This window comes from Pseudomonas monachiensis, from assembly GCF_047345015.1.
GTDB classification, from domain to species: Bacteria; Pseudomonadota; Gammaproteobacteria; order Pseudomonadales; family Pseudomonadaceae; genus Aquipseudomonas; species Aquipseudomonas monachiensis.
In genome coordinates this window covers 5,672,022-5,695,100 of the sequence record NZ_CP178857.1, presented here as the reverse complement: position 1 = coordinate 5,695,100, position 23,079 = coordinate 5,672,022, and the positions used below count along the sequence as shown (strand labels likewise).

At 60.5% G+C, this 23,079-nt stretch carries 21 protein-coding genes; 12 read left to right on the top strand and 9 right to left on the bottom strand.

What is annotated here, in order from left to right:
* Positions 1-2: 2 nt before the first annotated feature.
* The 7 genes from ACMDB8_RS25660 to ACMDB8_RS25630 all read left to right on the top strand — a co-directional run bounded on the left by ACMDB8_RS25660 (position 3) and on the right by ACMDB8_RS25630 (position 8,560).
* A complete protein-coding gene (locus ACMDB8_RS25660; protein ID WP_038981138.1) occupies positions 3-1,253 on the top strand; it encodes a sarcosine oxidase subunit beta in 1,251 nt (416 codons plus the stop codon).
* Positions 1,254-1,267: 14 nt separating this feature from the next.
* Positions 1,268-1,597 (top strand): sarcosine oxidase subunit delta, encoded by a 330-nt coding sequence (locus ACMDB8_RS25655; RefSeq protein ID WP_056726580.1) that lies wholly within the window; start codon positions 1,268-1,270, stop codon positions 1,595-1,597.
* Positions 1,594-4,611: a sarcosine oxidase subunit alpha gene (locus ACMDB8_RS25650; RefSeq protein WP_056726581.1), complete on the top strand. Its 3,018-nt coding sequence runs from the start codon at positions 1,594-1,596 to the stop codon at positions 4,609-4,611. The genes ACMDB8_RS25655 and ACMDB8_RS25650 overlap by 4 nt, the downstream gene beginning before the upstream one ends.
* A gap of 179 nt (positions 4,612-4,790) precedes the next feature.
* Entirely contained in the window at positions 4,791-5,423 is a 633-nt protein-coding gene (locus ACMDB8_RS25645) for a sarcosine oxidase subunit gamma (protein ID WP_056726582.1), read from the top strand.
* 37 nt (positions 5,424-5,460) lie between these two features.
* Positions 5,461-6,318 carry a formyltetrahydrofolate deformylase gene (gene purU, locus ACMDB8_RS25640; RefSeq protein ID WP_007981374.1) on the top strand — a complete coding sequence of 286 codons (858 nt, stop codon included), beginning with the start codon at positions 5,461-5,463 and terminating at the stop codon, positions 6,316-6,318.
* Positions 6,319-6,534: 216 nt separating this feature from the next.
* Positions 6,535-7,734, top strand: coding sequence for a formaldehyde dehydrogenase, glutathione-independent (fdhA, locus tag ACMDB8_RS25635; RefSeq protein WP_056726583.1), 1,200 nt, complete (start codon positions 6,535-6,537; stop codon positions 7,732-7,734).
* Positions 7,735-8,005: 271 nt separating this feature from the next.
* A complete protein-coding gene (locus tag ACMDB8_RS25630) occupies positions 8,006-8,560 on the top strand; it encodes a DUF2780 domain-containing protein (protein ID WP_223541350.1) in 555 nt (184 codons plus the stop codon).
* Between the two features lies 1 nt (position 8,561).
* Here the strand turns inward: ACMDB8_RS25630 and ACMDB8_RS25625 are convergent, their stop codons facing one another.
* Positions 8,562-9,449, bottom strand: a complete 888-nt coding sequence (locus tag ACMDB8_RS25625) for an acyltransferase (RefSeq protein WP_409078136.1) — start codon at positions 9,447-9,449, stop codon at positions 8,562-8,564.
* Between the two features lie 164 nt (positions 9,450-9,613).
* On the opposite strand from ACMDB8_RS25625, the gene ACMDB8_RS25620 reads away from it, so the two are divergent.
* Complete coding sequence (locus ACMDB8_RS25620; protein WP_056726681.1) at positions 9,614-10,120, top strand: ATP-dependent zinc protease family protein; 507 nt, start codon at positions 9,614-9,616, stop codon at positions 10,118-10,120.
* A 59-nt stretch (positions 10,121-10,179) separates the two neighbouring features.
* Here the strand turns inward: ACMDB8_RS25620 and ACMDB8_RS25615 are convergent, their stop codons facing one another.
* On the bottom strand, positions 10,180-11,256 hold the full coding sequence (locus ACMDB8_RS25615; protein ID WP_409078135.1) for an RHS repeat-associated core domain-containing protein: 1,077 nt from the start codon (positions 11,254-11,256) through the stop codon (positions 10,180-10,182).
* 179 nt (positions 11,257-11,435) lie between these two features.
* Here ACMDB8_RS25615 and creB point away from each other — a divergent pair, with 179 nt between their 5' ends.
* The 4 genes from creB (at position 11,436) to ACMDB8_RS25595 (ending at position 15,185) form a co-directional block, all read left to right on the top strand.
* The gene (gene creB / locus ACMDB8_RS25610) at positions 11,436-12,116 is read left to right on the top strand and encodes a two-component system response regulator CreB (RefSeq protein WP_056726587.1); all 681 of its coding nucleotides are present in this window, start codon (positions 11,436-11,438) and stop codon (positions 12,114-12,116) included.
* Positions 12,116-13,534: a two-component system sensor histidine kinase CreC gene (gene creC / locus ACMDB8_RS25605; RefSeq protein ID WP_409078134.1), complete on the top strand. Its 1,419-nt coding sequence runs from the start codon at positions 12,116-12,118 to the stop codon at positions 13,532-13,534. Before creB ends, creC begins: the two co-directional genes overlap by 1 nt.
* Positions 13,535-13,629: 95 nt before the next feature.
* Positions 13,630-15,000, top strand: coding sequence for a cell envelope integrity protein CreD (gene creD / locus ACMDB8_RS25600; RefSeq protein ID WP_056726589.1), 1,371 nt, complete (start codon positions 13,630-13,632; stop codon positions 14,998-15,000).
* The gene (locus ACMDB8_RS25595; protein ID WP_056726590.1) at positions 14,997-15,185 is read left to right on the top strand and encodes a hypothetical protein; all 189 of its coding nucleotides are present in this window, start codon (positions 14,997-14,999) and stop codon (positions 15,183-15,185) included. The genes creD and ACMDB8_RS25595 overlap by 4 nt, the downstream gene beginning before the upstream one ends.
* On the opposite strand, the gene ACMDB8_RS25590 is transcribed toward ACMDB8_RS25595, so the two are convergent.
* The 7 genes from ACMDB8_RS25590 to ACMDB8_RS25560 all read right to left on the bottom strand — a co-directional run bounded on the left by ACMDB8_RS25590 (position 15,182) and on the right by ACMDB8_RS25560 (position 23,020).
* Positions 15,182-15,811: a glutathione S-transferase family protein gene (locus tag ACMDB8_RS25590; protein WP_056726591.1), complete on the bottom strand. Its 630-nt coding sequence runs from the start codon at positions 15,809-15,811 to the stop codon at positions 15,182-15,184. The genes ACMDB8_RS25595 and ACMDB8_RS25590 overlap by 4 nt on opposite strands.
* A gap of 113 nt (positions 15,812-15,924) precedes the next feature.
* Positions 15,925-17,223: an MFS transporter gene (locus ACMDB8_RS25585; protein WP_223541354.1), complete on the bottom strand. Its 1,299-nt coding sequence runs from the start codon at positions 17,221-17,223 to the stop codon at positions 15,925-15,927.
* A 282-nt stretch (positions 17,224-17,505) separates the two neighbouring features.
* The gene (locus ACMDB8_RS25580) at positions 17,506-17,685 is read right to left on the bottom strand and encodes a hypothetical protein (protein ID WP_223541355.1); all 180 of its coding nucleotides are present in this window, start codon (positions 17,683-17,685) and stop codon (positions 17,506-17,508) included.
* Entirely contained in the window at positions 17,682-18,812 is a 1,131-nt protein-coding gene (locus tag ACMDB8_RS25575; RefSeq protein ID WP_223541356.1) for a PepSY-associated TM helix domain-containing protein, read from the bottom strand. The genes ACMDB8_RS25580 and ACMDB8_RS25575 overlap by 4 nt, the downstream gene beginning before the upstream one ends.
* A gap of 72 nt (positions 18,813-18,884) precedes the next feature.
* Complete coding sequence (locus ACMDB8_RS25570; RefSeq protein WP_056726594.1) at positions 18,885-21,329, bottom strand: TonB-dependent siderophore receptor; 2,445 nt, start codon at positions 21,327-21,329, stop codon at positions 18,885-18,887.
* Between the two features lie 201 nt (positions 21,330-21,530).
* Complete coding sequence (locus ACMDB8_RS25565; protein WP_056726595.1) at positions 21,531-22,505, bottom strand: FecR family protein; 975 nt, start codon at positions 22,503-22,505, stop codon at positions 21,531-21,533.
* A complete protein-coding gene (locus tag ACMDB8_RS25560; RefSeq protein ID WP_056726596.1) occupies positions 22,502-23,020 on the bottom strand; it encodes an RNA polymerase sigma factor in 519 nt (172 codons plus the stop codon). Before ACMDB8_RS25560 ends, ACMDB8_RS25565 begins: the two co-directional genes overlap by 4 nt.
* Positions 23,021-23,079: the final 59 nt, after the last annotated feature.

The window sequence follows — 23,079 nt, the reverse complement described above, 5'->3', positions numbered from 1 at the left end:
CTATGCAACGCTACTCGGGCTTCGGCCTCTTCAAACACTCTCTCAGCCATCATGAAAACTGGCAGAAAATGTGGCGCACGCCGACCCCTAAAAAGGTCTACGACGTGGTCATCGTCGGCGGTGGCGGGCATGGTCTCGCCACGGCCTACTACCTGGCCAAGGAGCACGGCATCACCAACGTGGCCGTGGTCGAGAAAGGCTGGCTGGGCGGTGGTAACACTGCGCGCAACACCACCATCGTTCGCTCCAACTACCTGTGGGACGAGTCGGCGCACCTGTACGAACACGCGATGAAACTGTGGGAAGGCCTGTCCCAGGACCTGAACTACAACGTGATGTTCTCCCAGCGTGGCGTCTACAACCTGTGCCACACCCTGCAGGACATCCGTGATTCCGAGCGTCGGGTCAGCGCCAACCGCCTCAACGGCGTGGACGGTGAGCTGCTCGATGCCAAACAGGTGGCCGACGAGATTCCGTACCTCGACTGCTCCAAGAACACCCGCTACCCGGTGATGGGCGCTACCGTCCAGCGTCGCGGCGGCGTGGCCCGGCACGATGCCGTGGCCTGGGGCTTTGCCCGTGCCGCTGATGCCTTGGGCGTGGACCTGATTCAACAAACCGAAGTGATCGGGTTCCGCAAGGAAAACGGCGTGTGCATCGGCGTTGAAACCAACAAAGGCTTTATCGGCGCCAAGCGCGTCGGCGTAGTGACCGCCGGTAACTCCGGGCACATGGCCAAGCTCGCCGGTTTCCGCCTGCCGATCGAATCGCACCCGCTGCAGGCGCTGGTGTCCGAGCCGATCAAGCCGATTATCGACAGCGTGATCATGTCCAACGCCGTACACGGCTACATCAGTCAGTCCGACAAGGGCGACCTGGTGATCGGCGCCGGTATCGACGGCTACAACGGCTACGGCCAGCGTGGTTCGTACCCGGTGATCGAGCACACCGTCCAGGCCATCGTCGAGATGTTCCCGGTGCTGTCGCGGGTACGCATGAACCGTCAGTGGGGCGGCATCGTCGACACCACGCCGGACGCATGCCCGATCATCTCGAAAACCCCGGTACCGAACATGTTCTTCAACTGCGGTTGGGGCACCGGCGGCTTCAAGGCCACACCTGGTTCGGGCAACGTGTTTGCCGCGAGCCTGGCCAAGGGTGAAATGCACCCACTGGCCGCACCTTTCTCCATCGACCGTTTCCACAACGGTGCGTTGATCGATGAACACGGCGCTGCTGCGGTTGCCCACTAACAGGAGAAATCCCCATGTTGCATATCTTCTGTCCTCACTGCGGCGAGTTGCGCTCCGAAGAGGAATTCCACGCATCCGGCCAGGCGCACATCCCGCGTCCACTGGATCCGAACACCTGCACCGACGAGGAGTGGGGCGACTACATGTTCTTCCGCGATAACCCGCGCGGTCTGCACCACGAGCTGTGGGATCACGTCGCCGGTTGCCGTCAGTACTTCAACGTCACCCGTGACACCGTGACCTACGAGATTCTCGAAACCTACAAGATCGGCGCCAAGCCACAATTCACCGACAAGACCGATAGCCCGAAAGCGGCCAGCACGGCTCTGGGAGAGAAGGTATGAGCCAGATCAATCGCCTGTCCAATGGCGGACGGATCGACCGCAACAAAGTCTTGACCTTCACCTTCAACGGCCAGAACTACAAAGGCTTCGAAGGCGATTCCCTGGCCGCTGCTCTGCTGGCCAACGGCGTCGACATCATCGGTCGCAGCTTCAAGTATTCCCGTCCGCGCGGCATCTTCGCTGCCGGCGCTGAAGAGCCGAACGCGGTACTGCAGATCGGCGCCACCGAAGCCACGCAGATCCCGAACGTGCGCGCCACGCAACAGGCGCTGTACCAAGGTCTGGTCGCCACCAGCACCAACGGCTGGCCGAGCGTCAACAACGACATGATGGGGATTCTCGGCAAGGTCGGCGGCAAGCTGATGCCACCGGGTTTCTACTACAAAACCTTCATGTACCCGCAATCGTTCTGGATGACTTACGAGAAGTACATTCGTAAGGCTGCCGGTCTTGGCCGCTCGCCGACCGAGAACGATCCGGACACCTACGACTACATGAACCAGCACTGCGACGTGCTGATCGTCGGCGCCGGCCCTGCTGGCCTGGCCGCTGCACTGGCGGCTGCGCGCAGCGGTGCCCGCGTGATCCTCGCCGATGAGCAGGAAGAGTTCGGCGGCAGCCTGCTCGACTCCCGCGAAAGCCTCGACGGCAAACCGGCGATGGAGTGGGTGGCCAGCGTTATCGACGAACTGAAGAACACCCCGGACGTGCTGCTCTTGCCGCGCGCCACCGTAAACGGCTATCACGATCACAACTTCCTGACCATTCACGAGCGTTTGACCGATCACCTCGGCGACCGCGCACCGATTGGCCAGGTGCGTCAGCGCATCCACCGGGTCCGCGCCAATCGCGTGGTACTGGCGACCGGCGCTCACGAGCGTCCACTGGTCTACGGTAACAACGACGTGCCGGGCAACATGCTCGCCGGCGCCATCTCGACTTACGTGCGTCGTTACGGCGTGGCACCGGGCAAGAAGCTGGTGCTGTCGACCAACAACGACCACGCCTACCGCGTTGCCCTGGATTGGCTCGATGCCAGCCTGCAAGTGGTGGCTATCGCCGATGCCCGCAGCAATCCGCGTGGTGCGCTGGTGGAAGAAGCCCGCGCCAAAGGCATCCGCATCCTCACCGGCAGCGCCGTGATCGAGGCCCGTGGCAGCAAGCGCGTGACCGCTGCCCGTGTGGCCGCCATCGACGTCAAAGCCCACACCGTGACCAGCCCGGGCGAATGGCTCGACTGCGATGTGGTCGCCAGCTCCGGTGGCTACAGCCCGGTGGTTCACCTGGCTTCGCACCTGGGCGGCAAGCCGACCTGGCGTGAAGACATCCTCGGTTTCGTACCGGGCGAAGCACCGCAGAAACGCGTGTGTGTCGGTGGCATCAACGGCGTCTACGGCCTCGGCGATTCCCTGGCCGATGGTTTTGAAGGTGGCGTTCGCGCTGCTGCCGAAGCCGGCTTCCAGTCGGTCGAAGGCGTGTTGCCAAAAGCCCTGAGCCGTCTCGAAGAGCCGACCCTGGCGCTGTTCCAGGTGCCCCATGAAAAGAACACCGCCCGGGCGCCGAAGCAATTCGTCGACCTGCAAAACGACGTCACCGCCGCCGCCATCGAACTGGCGACCCGCGAGGGCTTCGAGTCGGTCGAGCACGTCAAGCGCTACACCGCGCTGGGCTTCGGTACCGATCAGGGCAAGCTTGGCAACGTCAACGGCCTCGCCATCGCTGCCCGCTCGCTGAACGTGACCATCCCGCAGATGGGCACCACCATGTTCCGCCCGAACTACACGCCGGTGACTTTCGGCGCCGTGGCCGGTCGTCACTGTGGGCACATCTTCGAGCCGGTGCGTTACACCGCACTGCATCAATGGCACCTGAAAAACGGCGCCGAGTTCGAAGACGTCGGCCAGTGGAAACGTCCTTGGTACTTCCCGAAATCCGGTGAAGACCTGCATGCCGCCGTGAAGCGCGAATGCAAAGCCGTGCGCGACAGCGTCGGCCTGCTGGATGCTTCGACCCTCGGCAAGATCGACATCCAGGGCCCGGATGCGCGTGAGTTCCTCAACCGCGTCTACACCAACGCCTGGACCAAGCTCGATGTGGGCAAGGCGCGTTACGGCCTGATGTGCAAAGAAGACGGCATGGTCTTCGACGACGGCGTGACGGCTTGCCTGGCCGACAACCACTTCGTCATGACCACCACCACCGGCGGCGCGGCTCGTGTTCTGCAGTGGCTGGAGCTGTACCACCAGACCGAATGGCCGGACATGAAGGTGTACTTCACCTCCGTCACCGACCACTGGGCGACCATGACCCTGTCCGGGCCGAACAGCCGCAAGCTGCTCGCTGAAGTCACCGACATCGACCTGAGCAGCGAAGCCTTCCCGTTCATGACCTGGAAAGAAGGCCTGGTGGGTGGTGTGCCGGCGCGGGTATTCCGGATTTCGTTTACCGGTGAGCTGTCGTACGAAGTCAACGTGCAAGCCGACTACGCCATGGGCGTGCTGGAAAAAATCGTCGACGCCGGCAAGAAGTACAACCTGACCCCGTACGGCACTGAAACCATGCACGTGCTGCGGGCGGAGAAGGGCTTCATCATCGTCGGCCAGGACACTGACAGCTCGATGACCCCGGACGACCTGAACATGGGCTGGTGTGTCGGTCGCACCAAACCGTTCTCGTGGATCGGCTGGCGTGGCATGAACCGTGAAGACTGCGTGCGTGATCAGCGCAAGCAACTGGTTGGGCTGAAGCCGATCGATCCGAACAAATGGCTGCCGGAAGGCGCGCAACTGGTGTTCAACACCAAGCAAGCCATCCCGATGACCATGGTGGGTCACGTGACTTCCAGTTACCTGCACAACTCCCTGGGCTATTCGTTCGCCATGGGCGTGGTCAAGGGCGGGTTGCAGCGGATGGGCGAGCGAGTGTTCGCACCGCTGGCCGACGGCAGCGTGATCGAGGCGGAAATCGTTTCTTCGGTGTTCTTTGATCCGAAGGGCGAACGCCAGAACGTTTGATGGCTTCAAGGCTTGTGAGTGGGCATTGACACCGAGTCGGCCCATTCGCGAGCAAGCCCGCTCCCACAGGGGAATGCGGTCAAATGTGGGAGCGGCGGTGCGACGATTCGCCTTGCTCGCGAAGGCGGTAGTGCAGCCACCACAAGGCCGGAACCAACAGAATTCAGGAAAGGTGCTTTATGACCGCAGCCAATGTTTACCAACAACGCCCAACCTCCGGGGCCAAGGCCGAGTCGTCGTTGCATCACGCCGACCTCGCCAGCCTGGTGGGCAAGGGTCGCAAGAACGCCGGCGTGATCGTGCGTGAAAAGAAACTCCTCGGCCACCTGACCATCCGTGGCGATGGCCACGATGCAGCATTCGCCGCAGGCGTGCACAAGGCCCTGGGCATTGAGTTGCCAGGCGCACTGAGCGTCATTGTCAAAGGCGAAACCAGTCTGCAATGGATGGGGCCGGATGAGTGGCTGCTGATCGTGCCGACCGGTGAAGAACTGGTCGCCGAGCAAAAACTGCGCAAAGCGCTGGGCGATTTGCACATTGCGATCGTCAACGTCAGCGGCGGCCAACAACTCCTCGAACTGAGCGGCCCGAACGTGCGCCAGGTGCTGATGAAGTCCACCAGCTACGACGTGCACCCGAACAACTTCCCGGTGGGCAAGGCCGTCGGCACGGTGTTCGCCAAATCGCAACTGATGATCCGTCACACCGCCGAAGACACCTGGGAACTGCTGATTCGTCGCAGCTTCTCGGATTACTGGTGGTTGTGGTTGCAGGACGCTTCTGCCGAGTATGGCCTGAGCGTGCAGGCCTGATCACCACCTTTACCGATTTCTCAGGAGTCACCGCATTATGAGCCGCGCCCCAGACACATGGATTCTGACCGCCGACTGCCCCAGCGTACTCGGCACCGTGGACGCGGTGACCCGCTTTCTGTTCGAGCAGGGCTGCTACGTTACCGAGCACCATTCCTTCGATGACCGGCTCTCGGGCCGTTTTTTCATTCGTGTGGAATTCCGCCAGCCTGACGGTTTCGACGAGCAGTCCTTTCGCGCGGGCCTGGCCGAGCGCGGTGAAGCCTTCGGCATGATCTTCGAACTGACCGCGCCGAACTACCGGCCGAAAGTGGTGATCATGGTTTCCAAGGCCGATCACTGCCTCAACGACTTGCTCTATCGCCAGCGCATCGGCCAGTTGTCGATGGACGTGGCCGCCGTGGTCTCCAACCACCCGGACCTCAAGCCGTTGGCCGACTGGCACCAGATTCCGTACTACCACTTCCCGCTGGACCCGAACGACAAACCGTCGCAAGAGCGCCAGGTGTGGCAGGTGATCGAAGAGTCCGGTGCGGAACTGGTGATCCTTGCGCGCTACATGCAAGTGCTGTCGCCGGAGCTGTGCCGCAAGCTCGATGGCAAGGCGATCAACATTCACCACTCCCTGCTGCCCGGGTTCAAGGGCGCCAAGCCCTACCACCAGGCCTACAACAAGGGCGTGAAACTGGTGGGCGCCACCGCGCATTACATCAACAACGACCTGGATGAAGGCCCGATCATTGCCCAGGGTGTCGAGGCAGTGGACCACAGCCATTACCCGGAAGACCTGATCGCCAAGGGGCGGGATATCGAAGGGCTGACCCTGGCCCGGGCGGTGGGGTATCACATTGAGAGACGAGTGTTTTTGAACGCCAATCGTACGGTCGTTCTCTAGATTGCTATCGCGAGCAAGTCGAATCGTCGCACCGTCGCTCCCACAGGGTTTTGTGTCGTTCACAAATCTTAAGTTCAACCCGAATCACTGTGGGAGCGGGCTTGCCCGCGAAGAGGCCCTTACAGGCAACACAAGAAACAGCATCTGTACCCAAGCACTTAACGCGCTGCCTGCCTGGGCAACGCGGTTCCATAAAAACAACAGCGAGGTGAAAGCATGTCTGGTAATCGTGGTGTGGTGTATCTCGGCGCTGGCAAGGTCGAAGTGCAAAGTATTGACTATCCGAAAATGCAGGACCCGCGCGGCAGGAAGATTAACCACGCTGTCATCCTGCGTGTGGTGTCCACCAACATCTGTGGTTCCGACCAGCACATGGTGCGCGGGCGTACCACAGCGCAAACCGGCCTGGTGCTGGGCCATGAGATCACCGGTGAAGTGATCGAGAAGGGCAGCGACGTCGAGAACCTGCAAATCGGCGACCTGGTATCCGTACCGTTCAACGTGGCTTGCGGGCGCTGCCGTTCCTGCAAGGAAATGCATACCGGCGTGTGCCTGAGCGTCAACCCTGCGCGTCCGGGCGGTGCTTATGGTTACGTCGACATGGGCGACTGGACCGGCGGCCAGGCCGAATACGCCATGGTGCCGTACGCCGACTTCAACCTGCTGAAACTGCCGGATCGCGACCGTGCGATGGAAAAAATCCGCGACCTGACCTGCCTCTCCGACATCCTGCCGACCGGCTATCACGGTGCCGTGACCGCTGGCGTCGGCCCGGGCAGCACTGTGTACATCGCCGGTGCCGGTCCGGTCGGCCTGGCGGCGGCCGCATCCGCTCGCCTGCTGGGCGCGGCGGTGGTGATCGTTGGTGACGTCAACACCGTGCGCCTGGCCCATGCCAAGGCCCAGGGCTTCGAGATCGCCGACCTGTCACTCGATACCCCGCTGCACGAACAGATCGCCGCACTGCTGGGCGAACCGGAAGTGGATTGCGCCATCGACGCTGTAGGCTTCGAGGCCCGTGGCCATGGCCATGACGGCGTGAAACACGAAGCCCCGGCCACCGTGCTCAACTCGCTGATGGGCGTGGTGCGCGTGGCCGGCAAGATCGGTATCCCCGGCCTCTACGTGACCGAAGACCCGGGCGCCGTCGACGCTGCCGCGAAAATGGGCAGCCTGAGCATCCGCTTCGGCCTGGGTTGGGCCAAATCCCACAGCTTCCACACCGGCCAGACCCCGGTGATGAAGTACAACCGCGCGCTCATGCAAGCGATCATGTGGGACCGCATCAACATTGCTGAAGTGGTGGGGGTGCAGGTGATCAGCCTGGATCAGGCGCCGCAGGGTTATGGCGAGTTTGACGCGGGTGTGCCGAAGAAGTTTGTGATTGATCCGCATAAGATGTTTAGTGCGGCGTAAGTCTTTGCGTAAACAAAAAACGGCGACCTTCGGGTCGCCGTTTTTGCTTGGATATCTTTTTCAAACAGCCGCCAAGGTTCCTGATTCGATGCCGGCCCCAACCAGCTGCCCGGTCGTGCCGTTCATCGCGTGGCATCCGGGGATTCACGTTTTCTATGCGTGACCGGGTAAAAACGGATGCGCGGCAAGGAACATGATTGAGGATACCCGGTCAAATCGGCAGTTTTACCGCCGGTTTTCGGATGGTTTCGTGGCACAAGAGGATGTCTGAATGAAGATTTCACGCGGTATTGCACTGGCTTCGCTGTTGACGCTGTCCGCCAGCCCGGCCTTTGCACAGTTCAGCCTGGGCGATGCGGCCAATGCCATTGCCGGCATGAAGGGCGGTGACGCAGCTGCGACCGCCGCACCAACGCCGCAGACAGCCGATCTGCTGAGCACTCTCAGTGAACTGGACATCACCCCAGAGCAAGCCATTGGCGGTGCCGGGGCGATGCTGGGGCTGGCGAAGAACCAGTTGAGTTCGACCGACTACTCGCAACTGGCCAAAAGCGTGCCGGGCATCGACATGCTCTCGGGCGGCGGTGAGTTGGGCGCACTGGCCGGTCTGCTTGGCTCCAGCGGCAAAGCGGCAGGGCTGGATAACGCCCTGGGCAACGTCAAGGACACCAACGACCTGAACAATGCCTTCAGCGCCTTGGGCATGGACAGCGGCATGATTGGCCAGTTTGCCCCGGTGCTCCTGCAATACTTCGGTCAGCAGGGCGTCGGCGGTACGCTGCTGAGCAGTCTGGGCAGCATCTGGGGCGCTGGCGCCGGTAGCTGATTCAGCGGCGTCCGGCGCGCAAGGCGTCGATGCGCCGGTCCTTCTCGATCCAGAGCTGGTTGACCCAGTTCTGGACCTTCTCGCGAAATACAGGATCGTTTTCGTAATCGCCCTGCCACAGCGCCGGGTCGAGTTCGCGGGTCTGGATATCGATGATGACCCTCGGCACATTGCCGCTGATCAAGTCCCAGAACCCCGGAATCTTCTGCTGCGGGTAAACCACCGTCACATCGAGAATCGCGTCCAGCTGCTCACCCATCGCCGCCAGCACAAAGGCCACCCCGCCGGCCTTGGGCTTGAGCAGGTGATTGAACGGTGACTGCTGCTGGGCACTTTTGGCCGCCGTGAAGCGGGTGCCTTCCAGATAATTGACCACTGTTACCGGTTGGCGCTTGAACAGTTCGCAAGCCTGTCTGGTGATTTCCAGATCCTTGCCGGCCAGTTCCGGGTACTTGGCCAGGAACGCCTTGCTGTAGCGCTTCATGAACGGGTAATCCAGCGCCCACCACGCCAGGCCCAGGAAGGGTACCCAGATCAGTTCTTTCTTGAGGAAGAATTTGAAGAACGGCGTGCGCCGGTTCAGCGTCTGGATCAGCGCCGGGATGTCGACCCAGGATTGATGGTTGCTGATCACCAGATATGAAGTGTCGCGACGCAGATCGTCACCGCCACGGATGTCCCATTGGGTGGGGATACACAGGCGGAAGATCAGCTTGTCGATCTCCGACCAGGTCTCGGCGATCCACATCACCGACCAGGAGGCGTAATCGCGAAAACGGCCGGGCAGGACCAGCTTGAGCAAGGCAAACACCATCAACGGCCCGATCAGGACCAGGGTGTTGAGCACAAGCAGCAGGGTCACGAAACAGCCGGTGAGCAGGCGGCGCATAAGTCACTCGTGGAAGCGGTTGGGCGCGCCATGATAAGCAGCTTCGGGCGACAGGCCAAATCAGCGGTGACGAATGTTTCACTTTTGGGTCGGTAGGCTTGTGGGAACGTTCAAGCGCACGACGGTCTAAAATCCGACTGTTCACTCTCATGGAAACCCATTACGTGAAATCCCTCCTTGCAGTGCTCTCCCTCATCGCCCTGCCGGTCATGGCCGCCGAGCCGACCCTCTATGGTCGTTACGAATACATCGCCCTGCCGGAAATCGGCGGGAAGGTCCTCAAGGCGAAAATGGACACCGGCGCCCTGACCGCGTCGCTGTCGGCCAAGGACATCGAAACCTTCAAGCGTGACGGCGAAGACTGGGTGCGTTTCCGCCTAGCCACCAAGGATGCGGGCAATCAGGTCTATGAACACAAGGTCGCACGGGTAAGCAAGATCAAGACCCGTTCCGAAGAGGACGAGGATGACAGCGAAGTGATCGCACCCACCAAGCGTCCGGTGGTCGATCTGGAACTGTGCCTGGGTAACGTCAAGCGCACGGTCGAGGTCAATTTGACGGATCGCAGCAGCTTTAACTACCCATTGCTGATTGGGGCCAAGGCGCTGCGTGAATTTGGGGCTGCGGTGAATCCAGCTCGGCGTTTTACGGCGGATAAGCCGGATTGTTGATTATATGAACGGGGCACCTTCGCCGGAAGGTGCCAAGCTAGATATGATCCGTGTTTGGTTCAGCTTGAAAAATACCCCGGCTCCCCCCGACGTATACCCCTATTACTAATGGGTTGCGCACTAAAGAAATTCAGCTCTCTGATTGTTGTTTCACTGTCTACGGTTCTTAAAATGTTGTTCCTTTCGGTGCCGACATTTTGCCATGCGCTTACAGTCTTCCGAAATTGAGTAAACTCTTGTGTTGGCATGTGTTCAACTGAGTCTGAAAGAGCAGAATGACTTGAAGTGATGGTGCCGCTGTTCGGCGCGCTGTTAGGTGAGGTTGCTGAATTACCGCTTGTACTGTTTGCATTGTTCAAACGAAGCTTCCGGTCCATGTTATTACCGTCGACATATGCTTGGTTGAGCTCCTTTTGGAACTGTTTCTCCTCCTTTTTCGTCAGTTTTGTCTGCTTTTGTTTTGAGGGGATTTTGGAGGGGAGTTGTACGCGATCTGGGTTGCCCGGAACTTGTTGCCATGCACCAATTTGTACAACGGTTTCGGGTTTGGATGTTTTTTTCATCACACCGATTTTTCTTAGAAAAATTTTAAGCGGACGCCAGGTGTGCCCCGTTGGATCATTGCGATTTACTGGTTCTCCTCCACAGTACGCATAAGCATTAACCCCACCCACCCCAAACGGACTCCAACTATCCGGGCTGTTAAACCGCATCAACACCGGATTGAACTGGCGATAACCATTGCCCAAATGATAATGCCCGGTCACCGGGTCCGGCCGTTCGCCGTTGAAGCCGAGCAGGCTGAGCAATCCGTTTTCCGCCGGGCGATGACCGTAGGGTGAATAGGTGAGGGGGTTGGGCTGAGTGGCATCGAGAGCGTTGAGCACCGAGAGTTGTTGGTCGGTTGCCAGCAGTGTGGTGGTCGCTTTGGTATCGAGTTGTTTTAGCTCAGCCAGTGGTTGGCCGTCATGCTGAAGGATGCTTGACCGAACGGCACCCTGAATCTCGGTGGCCAGTCGATTTTTGCAATGAAAGTGCTGAATAGCAGGTTGCTGAAGTACTGTGCAGCCATTTTGGCGATCCAATGGATCGTAGTGATAGCGACACAGTTCGGTGTCACGTGATGTGTTGGACATGGGTTGAACTCCATTCAAGATCCGGATCGCTCAACCTTGAGCATCGGAGTTTTTTCAGCCATTGCCTACTATCAGAACTGCTAGGTACTACAGACCTGACCGCCAATCAGTTCAGCCGGATTGACGCCGATCCCCCCTTGAGTCACCGTTCGCCCACTCAACCAGCGGGCTCGGACGCCATGCCTCATATCCTGATTGTCGAAGACGAAGCGGCCATTGCCGACACCCTGGTTTTCGCCCTGCAAGGCGAGGGCTTCACCACTACATGGCTTAGCCTCGGCGCGGCGGCGCTGGAGCACCAGCGCCAGACTCCGGCGGATCTGATCATTCTCGATATCGGCCTGCCGGACATCAGCGGCTTCGAAACCTGCAAGCAACTGCGGCGCTTCAGCGAAGTGCCGGTGATGTTTCTCAGTGCCCGGGATGGCGAGATCGATCGCGTCGTGGGCCTGGAAATCGGCGCCGACGATTATGTGGTCAAACCGTTCAGCCCTCGGGAAGTAGCGGCGCGGGTCCGGGCGATTCTCAAGCGCATGGCGCCCCGCACAGTGAGCGAACCGTCGACGCCGCTGTTTCGCATCGATAGCGAGCGTGTGCAAATCAGTTATCGCGGTCAACCGCTGACTCTGACCCGCCATGAATTCCGTCTGTTGCAATGCCTGCTGGAGCAGCCCGGGCGCGTCTTCAGTCGCGAACAGTTGCTCGATGCCCTGGGCGTGGCCGCCGACGCCGGTTACGAGCGCAGCATCGACAGCCACATCAAGAGCGTGCGCGCCAAGTTGCGACTGGTGAAGGCTGACGCCGAGCCGATCCAGACCCACCGCGGCCTCGGCTATAGCTACAACCCGGGACAAAGCTGATGCCGTTGGGAATCCGGATTTTCCTGGTCTATGCACTGTTCATCGGCTTGACTGGCTACTTTGTGCTCAACACGGTCATGCAAGAGATCCGCCCCGGCGTTCGCCAGTCCACCGAAGAAACCCTGGTCGATACTGCCAACCTGATGGCCGAGATCCTGCGCGACGATTTCAAGGCCGGCAGCCTCAATCAGAACCGCTGGCCGGAACTGCTCAAGGCCTATGGTGAACGACAGCCCGGAGCGAAAATCTGGGGTTTGCCAAAGAATCAGGTCAATCACCGCATCTACGTCACAGATGCCAAAGGTATCGTCGTGCTGGACTCCAGCGGGGTGGCGGTGGGGCAGGATTACTCGCGCTGGAATGACGTCTACCTGACCCTGCGCGGCGAATACGGCGCTCGCTCCACGCGCAATGACCCGAACGATCCGGGGTCTTCGGTGATGCACGTCGGCGCGCCGATTCGCGACAACGGCCAGATCATCGGCGTGGTCACCGTGGCCAAGCCCAACAGCTCGTTGCAGCCTTATGTGGATCGCACCGAACGCCGGTTGCTGGCGTATGGAGCCGGGCTGATCGGCCTCGGTCTGCTGTTCGGCGCATTGTTGTCCTGGTGGCTGAGCCGTGCCCTGCGAAGATTGACGGCCTACGCCCAAGGCGTCAGTAAAGGCCGGCGGGTTGAAGTGCCGCACTATCGCGGCGGTGAACTCGAGCAGTTGGCCACGGCGGTGGAGCAGATGCGCACGCAGCTTGAAGGCAAGGCCTACGTCGAGCGTTACGTGCACACATTGACCCATGAGCTGAAGAGTCCGCTGGCGGCGATTCGTGGTGCGGCGGAGCTGTTGCAGGGCGAGATGCCTCCGGGACAGCGGCAACGGTTCGTCGGCAACATCGACAGCGAAAGTGCGCGCATGCAGCAGTTGATCGAGCGGCTTTTGAACCTGGCACAGGTCGAGCAGCGCCAAGGGTTGGAGGAGCGGGTGGCGGTGCCATTGGCGGCATTGGTGGATGGCCTGCTGAACGCGCAATCTGCGCAGATCGAAGGTAAACAGTTGCGCGTAGAGCAAACGATTCCATCGGACCTGGTGCTAATCGGCGAGCCATTTCTGCTGCGTCAGGCGTTGGGCAATCTGCTGGACAACGCGCTGGATTTCACCCCTGTTGAAGGCGTGCTGCGATTTACCGCCGAACGGGCAGGCGAGCAGGTCGAGTTCAAGCTTTTCAATCAGGCAGAGCCTATTCCCGACTACGCGCTGCCGCGTTTGAGCGAGCGTTTCTACTCGTTGCCGCGTCCCGACAGTGGGCGCAAAAGTACCGGGCTCGGGCTCAATTTTGTCGAGGAGGTGGTCAAGCTGCATGGCGGCACCCTGAGCATCGGCAATGTCGATGGCGGTGTGCAAGTGACAGTGCACCTGCCATAGGGCCGGGTCCAGTCTCCACAAAGTCTCCACACTCCCTCCATTCATTCCTCACACAGCCAACCCAGACTTTCCCCATCCAAAACAGGGAGAGTCCCATGAACCGTAGCCTGACCCTAAAACTCGGGGCAATTGCCCTGCTGATTCTGTTGTTGCTGGTTCCACTGCTGATGATCAACGGCGTGATTCAGGACCGCCAGCAACTGCGTGACGGTGTGCTCGAAGACATTGCCCGCAGTTCCAGTTACAGCCAGCAATTGAGCGGGCCGCTGATGGTGGTGCCGTATCGCAAGGTGGTGCGTACCTGGAAGACCCGTGAAAAAACCAACGAGCGTTATCAGGAGATCGGCGAAGAGCGCGGTCGACTGTATTTCCTGCCGGAACGCTTCGAACTCGACGGCCAGGTGCAGACTGAGTTGCGCTCCCGGGGGATTTACCAGGCGCGGCTGTTTCATGCCGACAATCGCATCAGTGGGCATTTTTCGCTGCCGGCGCAGCTCGGTATCAAGGAAGACTTTGCCGATTACCGGTTCGACCAGCCGTTTCTCGCCATTGGCATCAGCGACATCCGTGGTATCGAAAATGCCTTGAAACTCGAACTCGACGGCCAGAGTCTGGACTTCATTCCCGGAAGTCAGGTCGGATGGCTGGGGGAGGGCGTGCATGTGGCGCTACCGACGCTCAACACAGAGAAGGCCACGGAGCTGGATTTCGGTTTTGACCTGCGCCTGCAAGGCACGGGTGTGTTACAGGTTTTACCGGTGGGTAAAACCAGCACAGTCTCGCTGAGCGCCGACTGGCCTCACCCAAGCTTCATCGGCAACTATCTGCCGGCCCAGCGTAAAGTCACCGATCAGGGATTCTCCGCCAACTGGCAGGCGTCATTCTTCTCTACCAATTTGCAGGAGGCCTTGAACAGTTGCGTCACCGGCGGTGACTGCACAGCCTTTAGCGGCCGCAGCTTCGGCGTGAGCTTCATCGACCCGGTGGACCAGTACCTGAAAAGCGATCGGGCGATCAAATATGCGTTGTTGTTCATCGTCCTGACTTTCGCCGGGTTCTTCCTGTTCGAAGTGCTGAAAAGCCTTGCGGTACACCCGGTGCAATATGCACTGGTAGGTGTGGCGCTGGCATTCTTCTACCTGTTGTTGCTGTCGTTGTCCGAGCACATCGGCTTTGCCCTGGCGTACCTGTTGTCAGCCAGCGGTTGTGTGTTGTTGATCGGGTTCTACGTTTGCCACGTGTTGCGCAGCGTGCGACACGGGCTGAGCTTTTCCGCGGGATTGGCGGCGTTGTATGGACTGCTCTACGGGTTGTTGAGTGCAGAGGACTACGCGCTATTGATGGGCTCGTTGCTGCTGTTTGGTTTGTTGGGTGTGTTCATGGTGCTGACCCGCAAGCTGGACTGGTATGGGGTTGGGCAAAAAACGCCAAAACCATTGGACTTCGATATTGGAGCGGTGCAATGAGCCGGTCGGTGGGGCTGCGCGAGGACCAGCGCTGGAGCGAGGTGCTGGCGACGCGGATTTTGCAGTGGTTGCCGGATGAACCGCGTTGGTATTTTCGCGAGCAGGCTCGCTCCCACATGGGACCGCAGTCAAAGGTGGGAGCGAGCCTGCTCGCGAAGGGGGCGACGCAGTCAGCGAAGATCTAAACCTTCGGTATCGTCGCAATCATCGAAGGCCGCTGGCTCACCTCGAAATACCACGCTGCAAGTTGAGGATTCACTGTGCGCCAGTCCAGATCCGGATGGCGCAGGTCCAGGTAACCCAGTGCACAGGCCACGCTGATCGCGGCCACGTCGAAGTGGCAGGTCAGCTCGGCAATCGCGTCCTTTTCCAGCAATGCCAGGGCGCGACGGATTTTGTCGCGCTGGCCGTCGAGCCATTCGTCCCAGTGTTTTTCCGGGGCGCGCAGGGCGGTTTCGTAGCGCACCAGCACGGCCGCGTCCATGACCCCGTCGGCCAGTGAGGCGAGGGTAAGACGACGCCAACGGGCTGAACCTTCACGGGGGATCAGCGGGTTGCCGACGTGCTGGTGGTCGAGGTAGTCGAGGATGACCCGGCTGTCGTGGATGATGTTGCCGTCGGCCAGGCGCAGGGCCGGGATTTTGCTCAGGGGGTTGTCTTCGATCAGGGTCAGGTCCGGGTTGACCGGTGTGAGTACGCTGGATTGCAACGCCACGCGGTTCTGCTGGCCGGTTTCGTGGAGCAGCACCATGACTTTGCGAACGAAGGGAGAGAGCGGGTTGTGGTACAGGGTCATGCTCGGGGCGGACATGGCTGTGTCTCGATCGGTGGCAGTGTCGGGCAGCATAGCGTGTTGGGGGGATAGCTCAAGATGGCAAACACCTTTGTAGGAGCGAGCAGGCTCGCTCCTACAGGTTTTGTGTTTTAGCTCGCAGGTTGCAGCGTTTGATCAGCGGCAGGCCCCGAAACTATTTTCGGCTTGATCTCACGGGCAACGGTCCAGACGATGAACGCGGCAACGATGTCGAAAATCGCCAGTACCACGAACAGCGGGCTGTAGCCGATCCTGGTCACCATCACGCCAAACACCAGGGTGAACGCAGCTGCGCCCAGGTAGCCGAACATGCCGCCCATGCCGGTGGCGGTGGCCACTTCGTTTTTGCCGAAGGAGTCGGAGGTGATCGCATACAGCGCACCGGACAGGGTCTGGTGCGCGAAGCCGCCGATGCACAACAACGCGATGGCTGTGTACGGGCTGGCCACCAGGCCAATGCACGCAGGGCCGATCATGCACGAGGCGCCGAACAGCAGGACCATTTTGCGCGAGGTGAACAACGACACGTTGCAGTACTTGTGGAAGAACGGGCTCAGGTAACCGCCGAGCACGCAGCCGAGGTCGGCGGCGAGGAACGGCAGCCAGGCGAACATTGCGATCTCTTTGATGTTCATGTGCCGCTCGGTCATCAGGTACAGCGGAATCCATGCGTTGAAGGTCTGCCAGGCTGGCTCGGAGAGCATGCGCGCGCTGGCGATGGCGTAGAAGTTGCGGTTGCCGATGATCTTTTTCCAGCTGCCTTTTTTCGTCGCCGGGTCTTTGAAGTGTGCTTCCTGACCGCTGAGGATGTAGTCGCGCTCTTCGTCGCTCAGGCGCTTCTGGTCCCGTGGGTGCTTGTAGAGAACCATCCACAGGAAGGTCCAGGCCACGCCCAGGCCGCCCACGATCAGGAACGCCAGTTCCCAGCCGCTGTGCAGGATCGCCCAGACCACCAGCGGCGGCGCCAGCACGGCACCAATCGACGAGCCAATGTTGAACCAGCCAATGGCCACCGAGCGTTCTTTGGCCGGGAACCATTCAGTGGAAGTCTTGACCGCCGCCGGCAACCCCGCCGCTTCGGTCAGGCCAAGCAGGCCGCGGACAAAGGCCAGGCCCTGCCAGCCGGTCGCCAGGGCCGCCAGTGCGCAGGCAATCGACCAGGCGAAGGCGAAAATCGCGAAGCCCATTTTGGTGCCGATGGCATCGATGATGTAGCCCGCCACCGGTTGCATCAGCGCATAGCACACCTGCCATGCGACGACGATGTGCGAGTACTGCTCGGTGGAGATGTTCATTTCGCTCATCAGGGTCGGAGCGGCCACTGACAGGGTATTGCGAGCCAGGTAGTTGACCATCAGGCCGGCCGTCACCAGACCGACCATCCACCAGCGGATGCCTTTGACTTTCATCACTTCACCATCATTTTTTTGGATTTATTTTTGGTGCTGCATCTGTTGTAGGTTGTCGTACAACGTGCGTCTTTATAGGAGCGCAAGGGTAAAACTGTCAACAGATATGTCAGAGGATTTGCAGGGGGAGGCGACGGATGGGGGAAGTGTTGTCGTATGACTGTCAGGGTTTTAGGTTTTCGCAGAACCTGTGGGAGCGAGCTTGCTCGCGATGGCGGTGTGTCAGATACGACAATGGCGACTGACATGGCCCCATCGCGAGCAAGCTCGCTCCCACAGGGATCAGCGGCGTTGCAGGAGGCCACGCAGGGCTAGCACAGCAGGGATACCCAAACCCACCCAGCTCAACGAATCCCAAACACCATCCCCGAGCAACGCGGCAAACAACCCTGCCGCGCTGAGCACCGCGATGACGGTCGGAATGGTAAACACTTTCCAGAAGTTCGACTGCCGGGGTTTCATGCCACGCTCTCCGCTTTTTCCAGCACCGGCCTGGCGACCTTGCGCCGAACCACCCACAGGTAGACCCCGCTGCCGAGCACGATGATGGTCAGCACATCGAGGGTCGCCCAGAGTATCTGCATCGGCATGCCGCCGTAGTCACCGAAGTGCAGCGGTTGTGACATGCCCATGACGTCCATGTACCACGGGCGTTCGACCACCGCGGTGACTTGCAGGGTGCTGGCATCGATCAGTACCGGCGTCAGCAGGTGCGAGGTCAGGTGCGTGCTGCCCTTCATGAACACTGCGTAATGATGCTCACTGGAAAAGCGCGTGCCGGGGAAGGCGATGAAGTCCGGTTGCATGCCCGGTGCGGCTTCCCTGGCGATATCGAGCAAACGGTTGGCGGGCGCCAGTTGTGTCAGCGGTGGTGCATCCCGATAGGGCGCGATCATCGCGGTCAGCGTGTCGTTGCGCCATGCGGCAACCAGCAGGTCCGCGCAGGCACTGACGACGCCCGTCACGCCGACCACCAGCGCCCAGGTCAGGGTCACGACGCCGATCAGGTTATGCAGGTCAAGCCAGCGCAGGCGGGTGGATTTGTCCTGGCGCACGGTGGCGAATTTCAAGCGGCGCATGAACGGCAGGTACAGCACCGTACCGGAGACAATCGCTATCACGAACAGAATCCCCATGAACGCCAGCAACAACTTGCCAGGCAGCCCGGCGAACATGTCCACGTGCAGGCGCAGCATGACCATCATGAAACCGCCGTTGGCCGATGGCGTCTCCAGCGCTTCGCCGGTACGGGCGTCGAGCATGAAGGTGTGGGACGAGTTCGGCTCGGTGCCCGCCGTCGCGGCCATGATGGTCAGCACCGCGTTGGGCTCATCGTCCTCGAAGCCGAAATACTGCATGACTTCACCGGGGCGATGCTTCTCGGCGGTCTCCACCAGCTGCTGCAAATTCAGGTGCGGGGTGTCCGCCGGCATTTCCTTCACTTCAGGCGCATCGCCCAGCAAGTGGTCGATCTCGTGGTGAAAGATCAACGGCAGGCCGGTCAGTGCCAGCAGTAACAGGAACACCGTACAAATCAGGCTGGTCCAGGTATGAACAGCGGACCAGCGGCGAATCGTTTTACTTTTCATTTCAAAGCCTTCAGAAAAACCAAAGCCGCCCACGAAGGACGGCCTGGTCATTGGGCGTGTCAGCTCAAAGCGTTACCACTTGTAGGTTGCACTTGCGACGACACTGCGCTGGTCGCCGTAGTAGCAGTAGTAGCTGTCGCAAGTCGAGATGTAGTCCTTGTCGAACAGGTTGGTCGCGTTAACGGCCAGCGAAGCGCCTTTGAGGCTGTTGTCCAGGCGACCGAGGTCGTAGTGAACCACTGCGTCGAACACCGTGTAGGCGTCGGCCTTGCCCAGCCAGGTGTTGGCCTGGTCTCCATAGGTATTGCCGGTATAGCGCGCACCGGCACCGATGCCGAAGCCGTCCAGCACGCCGTTGTGCCAGGTGTAGTCGCCCCACACCGACGCTTGCTGGTTAGGCATCAGTTGCAGGCGATTGCCCTTGTAGATGCCCTCTTGCACTTCGGATTTGGCCAGGGTGTAGGCAGCGGTGACCTTGAGGTTTTCGGTCACGTCGGAAACGGCTTCCAGCTCCAGGCCTTTGACTTTCACTTCGCCGGTCTGGCTGGTGACTGTCACGTTGCCCACGTTGTTGGTGACGGAAACGTTTTTCTGGGTCAGGTCATACACAGCCGCCGTCAGCAGGGTGTTGCTGCCCGGTGGCTGGTACTTGATCCCCAGTTCCCATTGCTTGCCCTCGGTCGGCTTGAACGACTCGGTCGGCGAGGCGACGGCATTGCTGGTCGGCTGGAACGATTCAGCGTAGGACAGGTAGGGTACGAAGCCCGAGTCGAACACGTAGCTGATCGCCGCGTTGCCGCTGAAGTTCTTGTCGCGCTCAGTGTTGGTGGCATCGCCCTTGTTGAAGAACGTGGTTCCGGTGTGGACCCAGTCTTCACGACCGCCGAGGGTCAGGCGCCATTGGCCGAGGGCCATCTGGTCCTGGATGTACAGGCCGGTCTGCTGGGTCTTTTGTTCGTAGTCGTAGAACGCCGTGGAGCGTGGCGGACGGGTTATCGGCAAACCATAGATCGGGTCGTTGACGTTGATGCCCGGCGCGGTGCCGAAGATCGAGAGGTAGTTGGTGGTGTTGCGCTGGTGATCCAGGCCGATCAGCAAGGTGTGACTGACGTCGCCGGTGACGAAGTCGCCCTGGAGGTTGTTGTCCACGGCGAACTGTGCGATGTCTTCGTCGACATTGGTGGTGCCGCGGCCGGTGTTGCCTTGATCGTCAACGACAAACCCGAGATCGGCAAAGTCGGGGTTGTAGCTATTGACGGTCACGGCCTGGAACGATAGCTCTGACTTGGTGTAGCGCAGGTTCTGCCGGAACTGCCAGACATCGTTCAGGCGGTGTTCGAAGGCATAACCCAGCGCGTAGTAGGTGCGGTCGTAGTAGTCGTAGTCCGGGTCACCCAGGTTCTTGTGGTGGGAGATATCGCCGAACGGCATGTCGATCTTGGTGCCCTGGATCGGATAGAACTGACTGGTGATACCGGTATCGTCACGGGTGAACTGCGTAAGCAGGGTGAACCTGGTGTCTTCGTCGATGTTCCAGGTCAGGCTGGGCGCGATGTTGTAGCGCTTGTCATCGATGTGGTCGATGGGCGTGCCGCCGTCGCGCAGCACGCCGCTGAGGCTGTACAGGAACTGGCCTTCCTCATCGATCTTGCCAGTGCTGGCGAAGTTGATCTGGCGATGATTGTCGCTGCCGTATTGCAGCTGGATCTCGCTGCTGGCTTCAGCGCTTGGGCGACGGCTGACCATGTCCAGCAGGCCGCCCGGCGGGGTCTGTCCGTACACCGAGGAAGCCGGGCCGCGCAGCAGCGCCAGTCGGTCGAGGTTCCAGGTTTCCTGTTTCGGGTTGGAGTACACACCTTTTGGCAGTGGCAGGCCGTCGAGGAATTGAGTCGGCTCGAACCCCCGCACGCGCAACCAGTCGGCGCGGGTGTCGCTGCCGAAGCTGCTGGAGGTGATGCCCGGCAAGTAGCGCACGGCATCGTCGAGGGTGTGCGCGTTGCGGTCGTCCATCTGCTCTCGAGTGACGACCGAAATCGAACGCGGCGCCTCGACCAGCGCGGTGTCGGTCTTGGTGCCGGCGGCGGTGCGCTTGGCCAGGTAGCCCTGTACCGGGCCCCAGGCGCTTTCAGTGTCTTGCACGCCGATCACGCTGGTGGCCGGCAGGTCCATCACCCCTTCTGGCACGGCCACCAGGGTATAGGTGCCCGCACTGCTCTGCTCCAGTTGCAGGCCGGTGCCACGCAGGGCTTCGCGCAGGGCGTCGGGTGCGTCGAACTGGCCTTTGACCGGCGCCGAGGTCTTGCCCGCCGCGAGGGATGGATTCAATGACAGGGCCAGACCGGCCTGGCTGGCAATCTGGTTCAGAGTGTTGACCAGTGGCGCGGCCGGCAGGTTGTAGGCGCGGACGCTGGACGTCTGTTCAGCGGCGACCAGTTGGCTGCTGGCCAACGGGGTACAAAGGGCAATGGCGACCGCCAGCAAACTGCGGCGCAACAGGGAGTCTAGCGAACGAGGCATACAGCGGCTCCTGAATGGAAACATTTCTCAATTGCCTGTGTGCCGAACGAAAATAAAAAAGTGATAGGGCTGGATGAAAATAATTTCGATTCAGAAGTCGGTTGCGGCTGGTATTGGGTCAAAACGGTTTTTGCGGGGAGTCGAACGCCGCCATCGCGAGCAAGCTCGCTCGCGATGACGGTTGATCAGACAAAAAGCTTTTCAGGGCTTGGTATCAGCCTTGGCCACGACCTTCACCCACCATTGCGTGTGCTGTTCGATCTGCACCGGCAGGGTCGGCAACAGGGCGTTGAGTGCCAGGTCGGTGTCGCGTAGCGGGAAGCTGCCGGTGATGCGCAGGTCGGCCACTTCAGGGGCGACCCCGACGTAACCGTTTCGATAGCGGCCGATTTCATGCACCAAATCTTCCAGCCGCGTGTTGTCCACCACCAGCATGCCGCGGGCCCAGGCATCCGCGCCGAGGTTGACGGCCAGAATCGGGCCCAGGCCGTTGTTGCGGATCAGCACCTGCTGGCCTTCGTGCAGAATCTGTTCGTCAGGATTGGACTCAGGGTGAACCGCCACCGCCGACTGCAATACGCTCAAGCGCGTTCCGTCTTCCTCGCGCTTGACCAGAAACCGCGTTCCCAGCGCACGCATGCTGCCTTCACGGGTTTCTACGATGAACGGCCGGGGATCGCCATGGCCGGTTTCGACCAGGATTTCGCCTTCCTGAAGCACAACGCGCCGCTGTTTTTCATCGAAACGCACATCCAGTGCGCTGTGGGTGTTGAGATTGATCAGCGTGCCGTCAGCCAGACGCAGGGTGCGCTGCTCGCCAACGGCGGTGCGCTGGTCGGCCAGCCAATAGTCGATCGGCAGGTAACGATCCCCGGCGAACAGGGCCAGGCCGATCATGGCAACGATACTGGCGAAACCGTTGCCAAGCTTGCGCACTCGCCGGCGGATGCCTTCGCGCGATTGCAGCAAGGCCGTGCGGGCCGGGCCGCTGGCCACGCTGAAACGCTGGTCGAGCATACCCAACTGGCGCCAGGCGCGGGCGTGCTCTTCGTGGGCCGCGTGCCACTTGGCGAACTCTTCACGTTCTATCGGGTTGGCGCAGTCCATGGACAACTGCCAGGCAATCGCCGCGTCCAGCACGTTGGCCGATACCGGTTTGGAACCGAGCGGATTCATGTCGGCTCACCATACAGCGCGATGTAGCACTGGCGAATGCCTTGAGCCAGGTACTGGCGCACCCGCGGCACCGATACACCGAGGCGCTCGGCGATTTCTGCATGGCTGAGGCCGTCGAGACGGTTGTAGAGGAACGCCGCCCGGGCCTTGCTGGAAAGCTTGCCGAGCAGGCGGTCGATGTTTTTCAGGTCTTCGAGGATCATTTGCTGTTCTTCCACCGACGGTTGTTCGGCTTCGGGAATCAGCATCAGCTCGGTGAGGTAGGCCTGTTCCAGCGCGGCACGGCGGAAATAATCGAACAGCAGGCCCTTGGCGATCGCCACCAGGAACGCCCGGGGCTCGCGCGGTACCTTCAGTTCTTCACGGCCCAGCAAACGCACGAAAGTGTCCTGGCTCAGGTCTTCGGCCCGCTGCGGGCAGGCGACGTTGCGTCGAAGCCAGGCCAATAGCCAACCGCGATGGTCGCGATATAACGCGCCGACGAGCTCACTTTGGGGGCTTGGGACTGACGACACGCCGCATCACCGATTGGGAAGTATTAACTAACGAGAATTGTTCGCGATTGTGGCAGAGG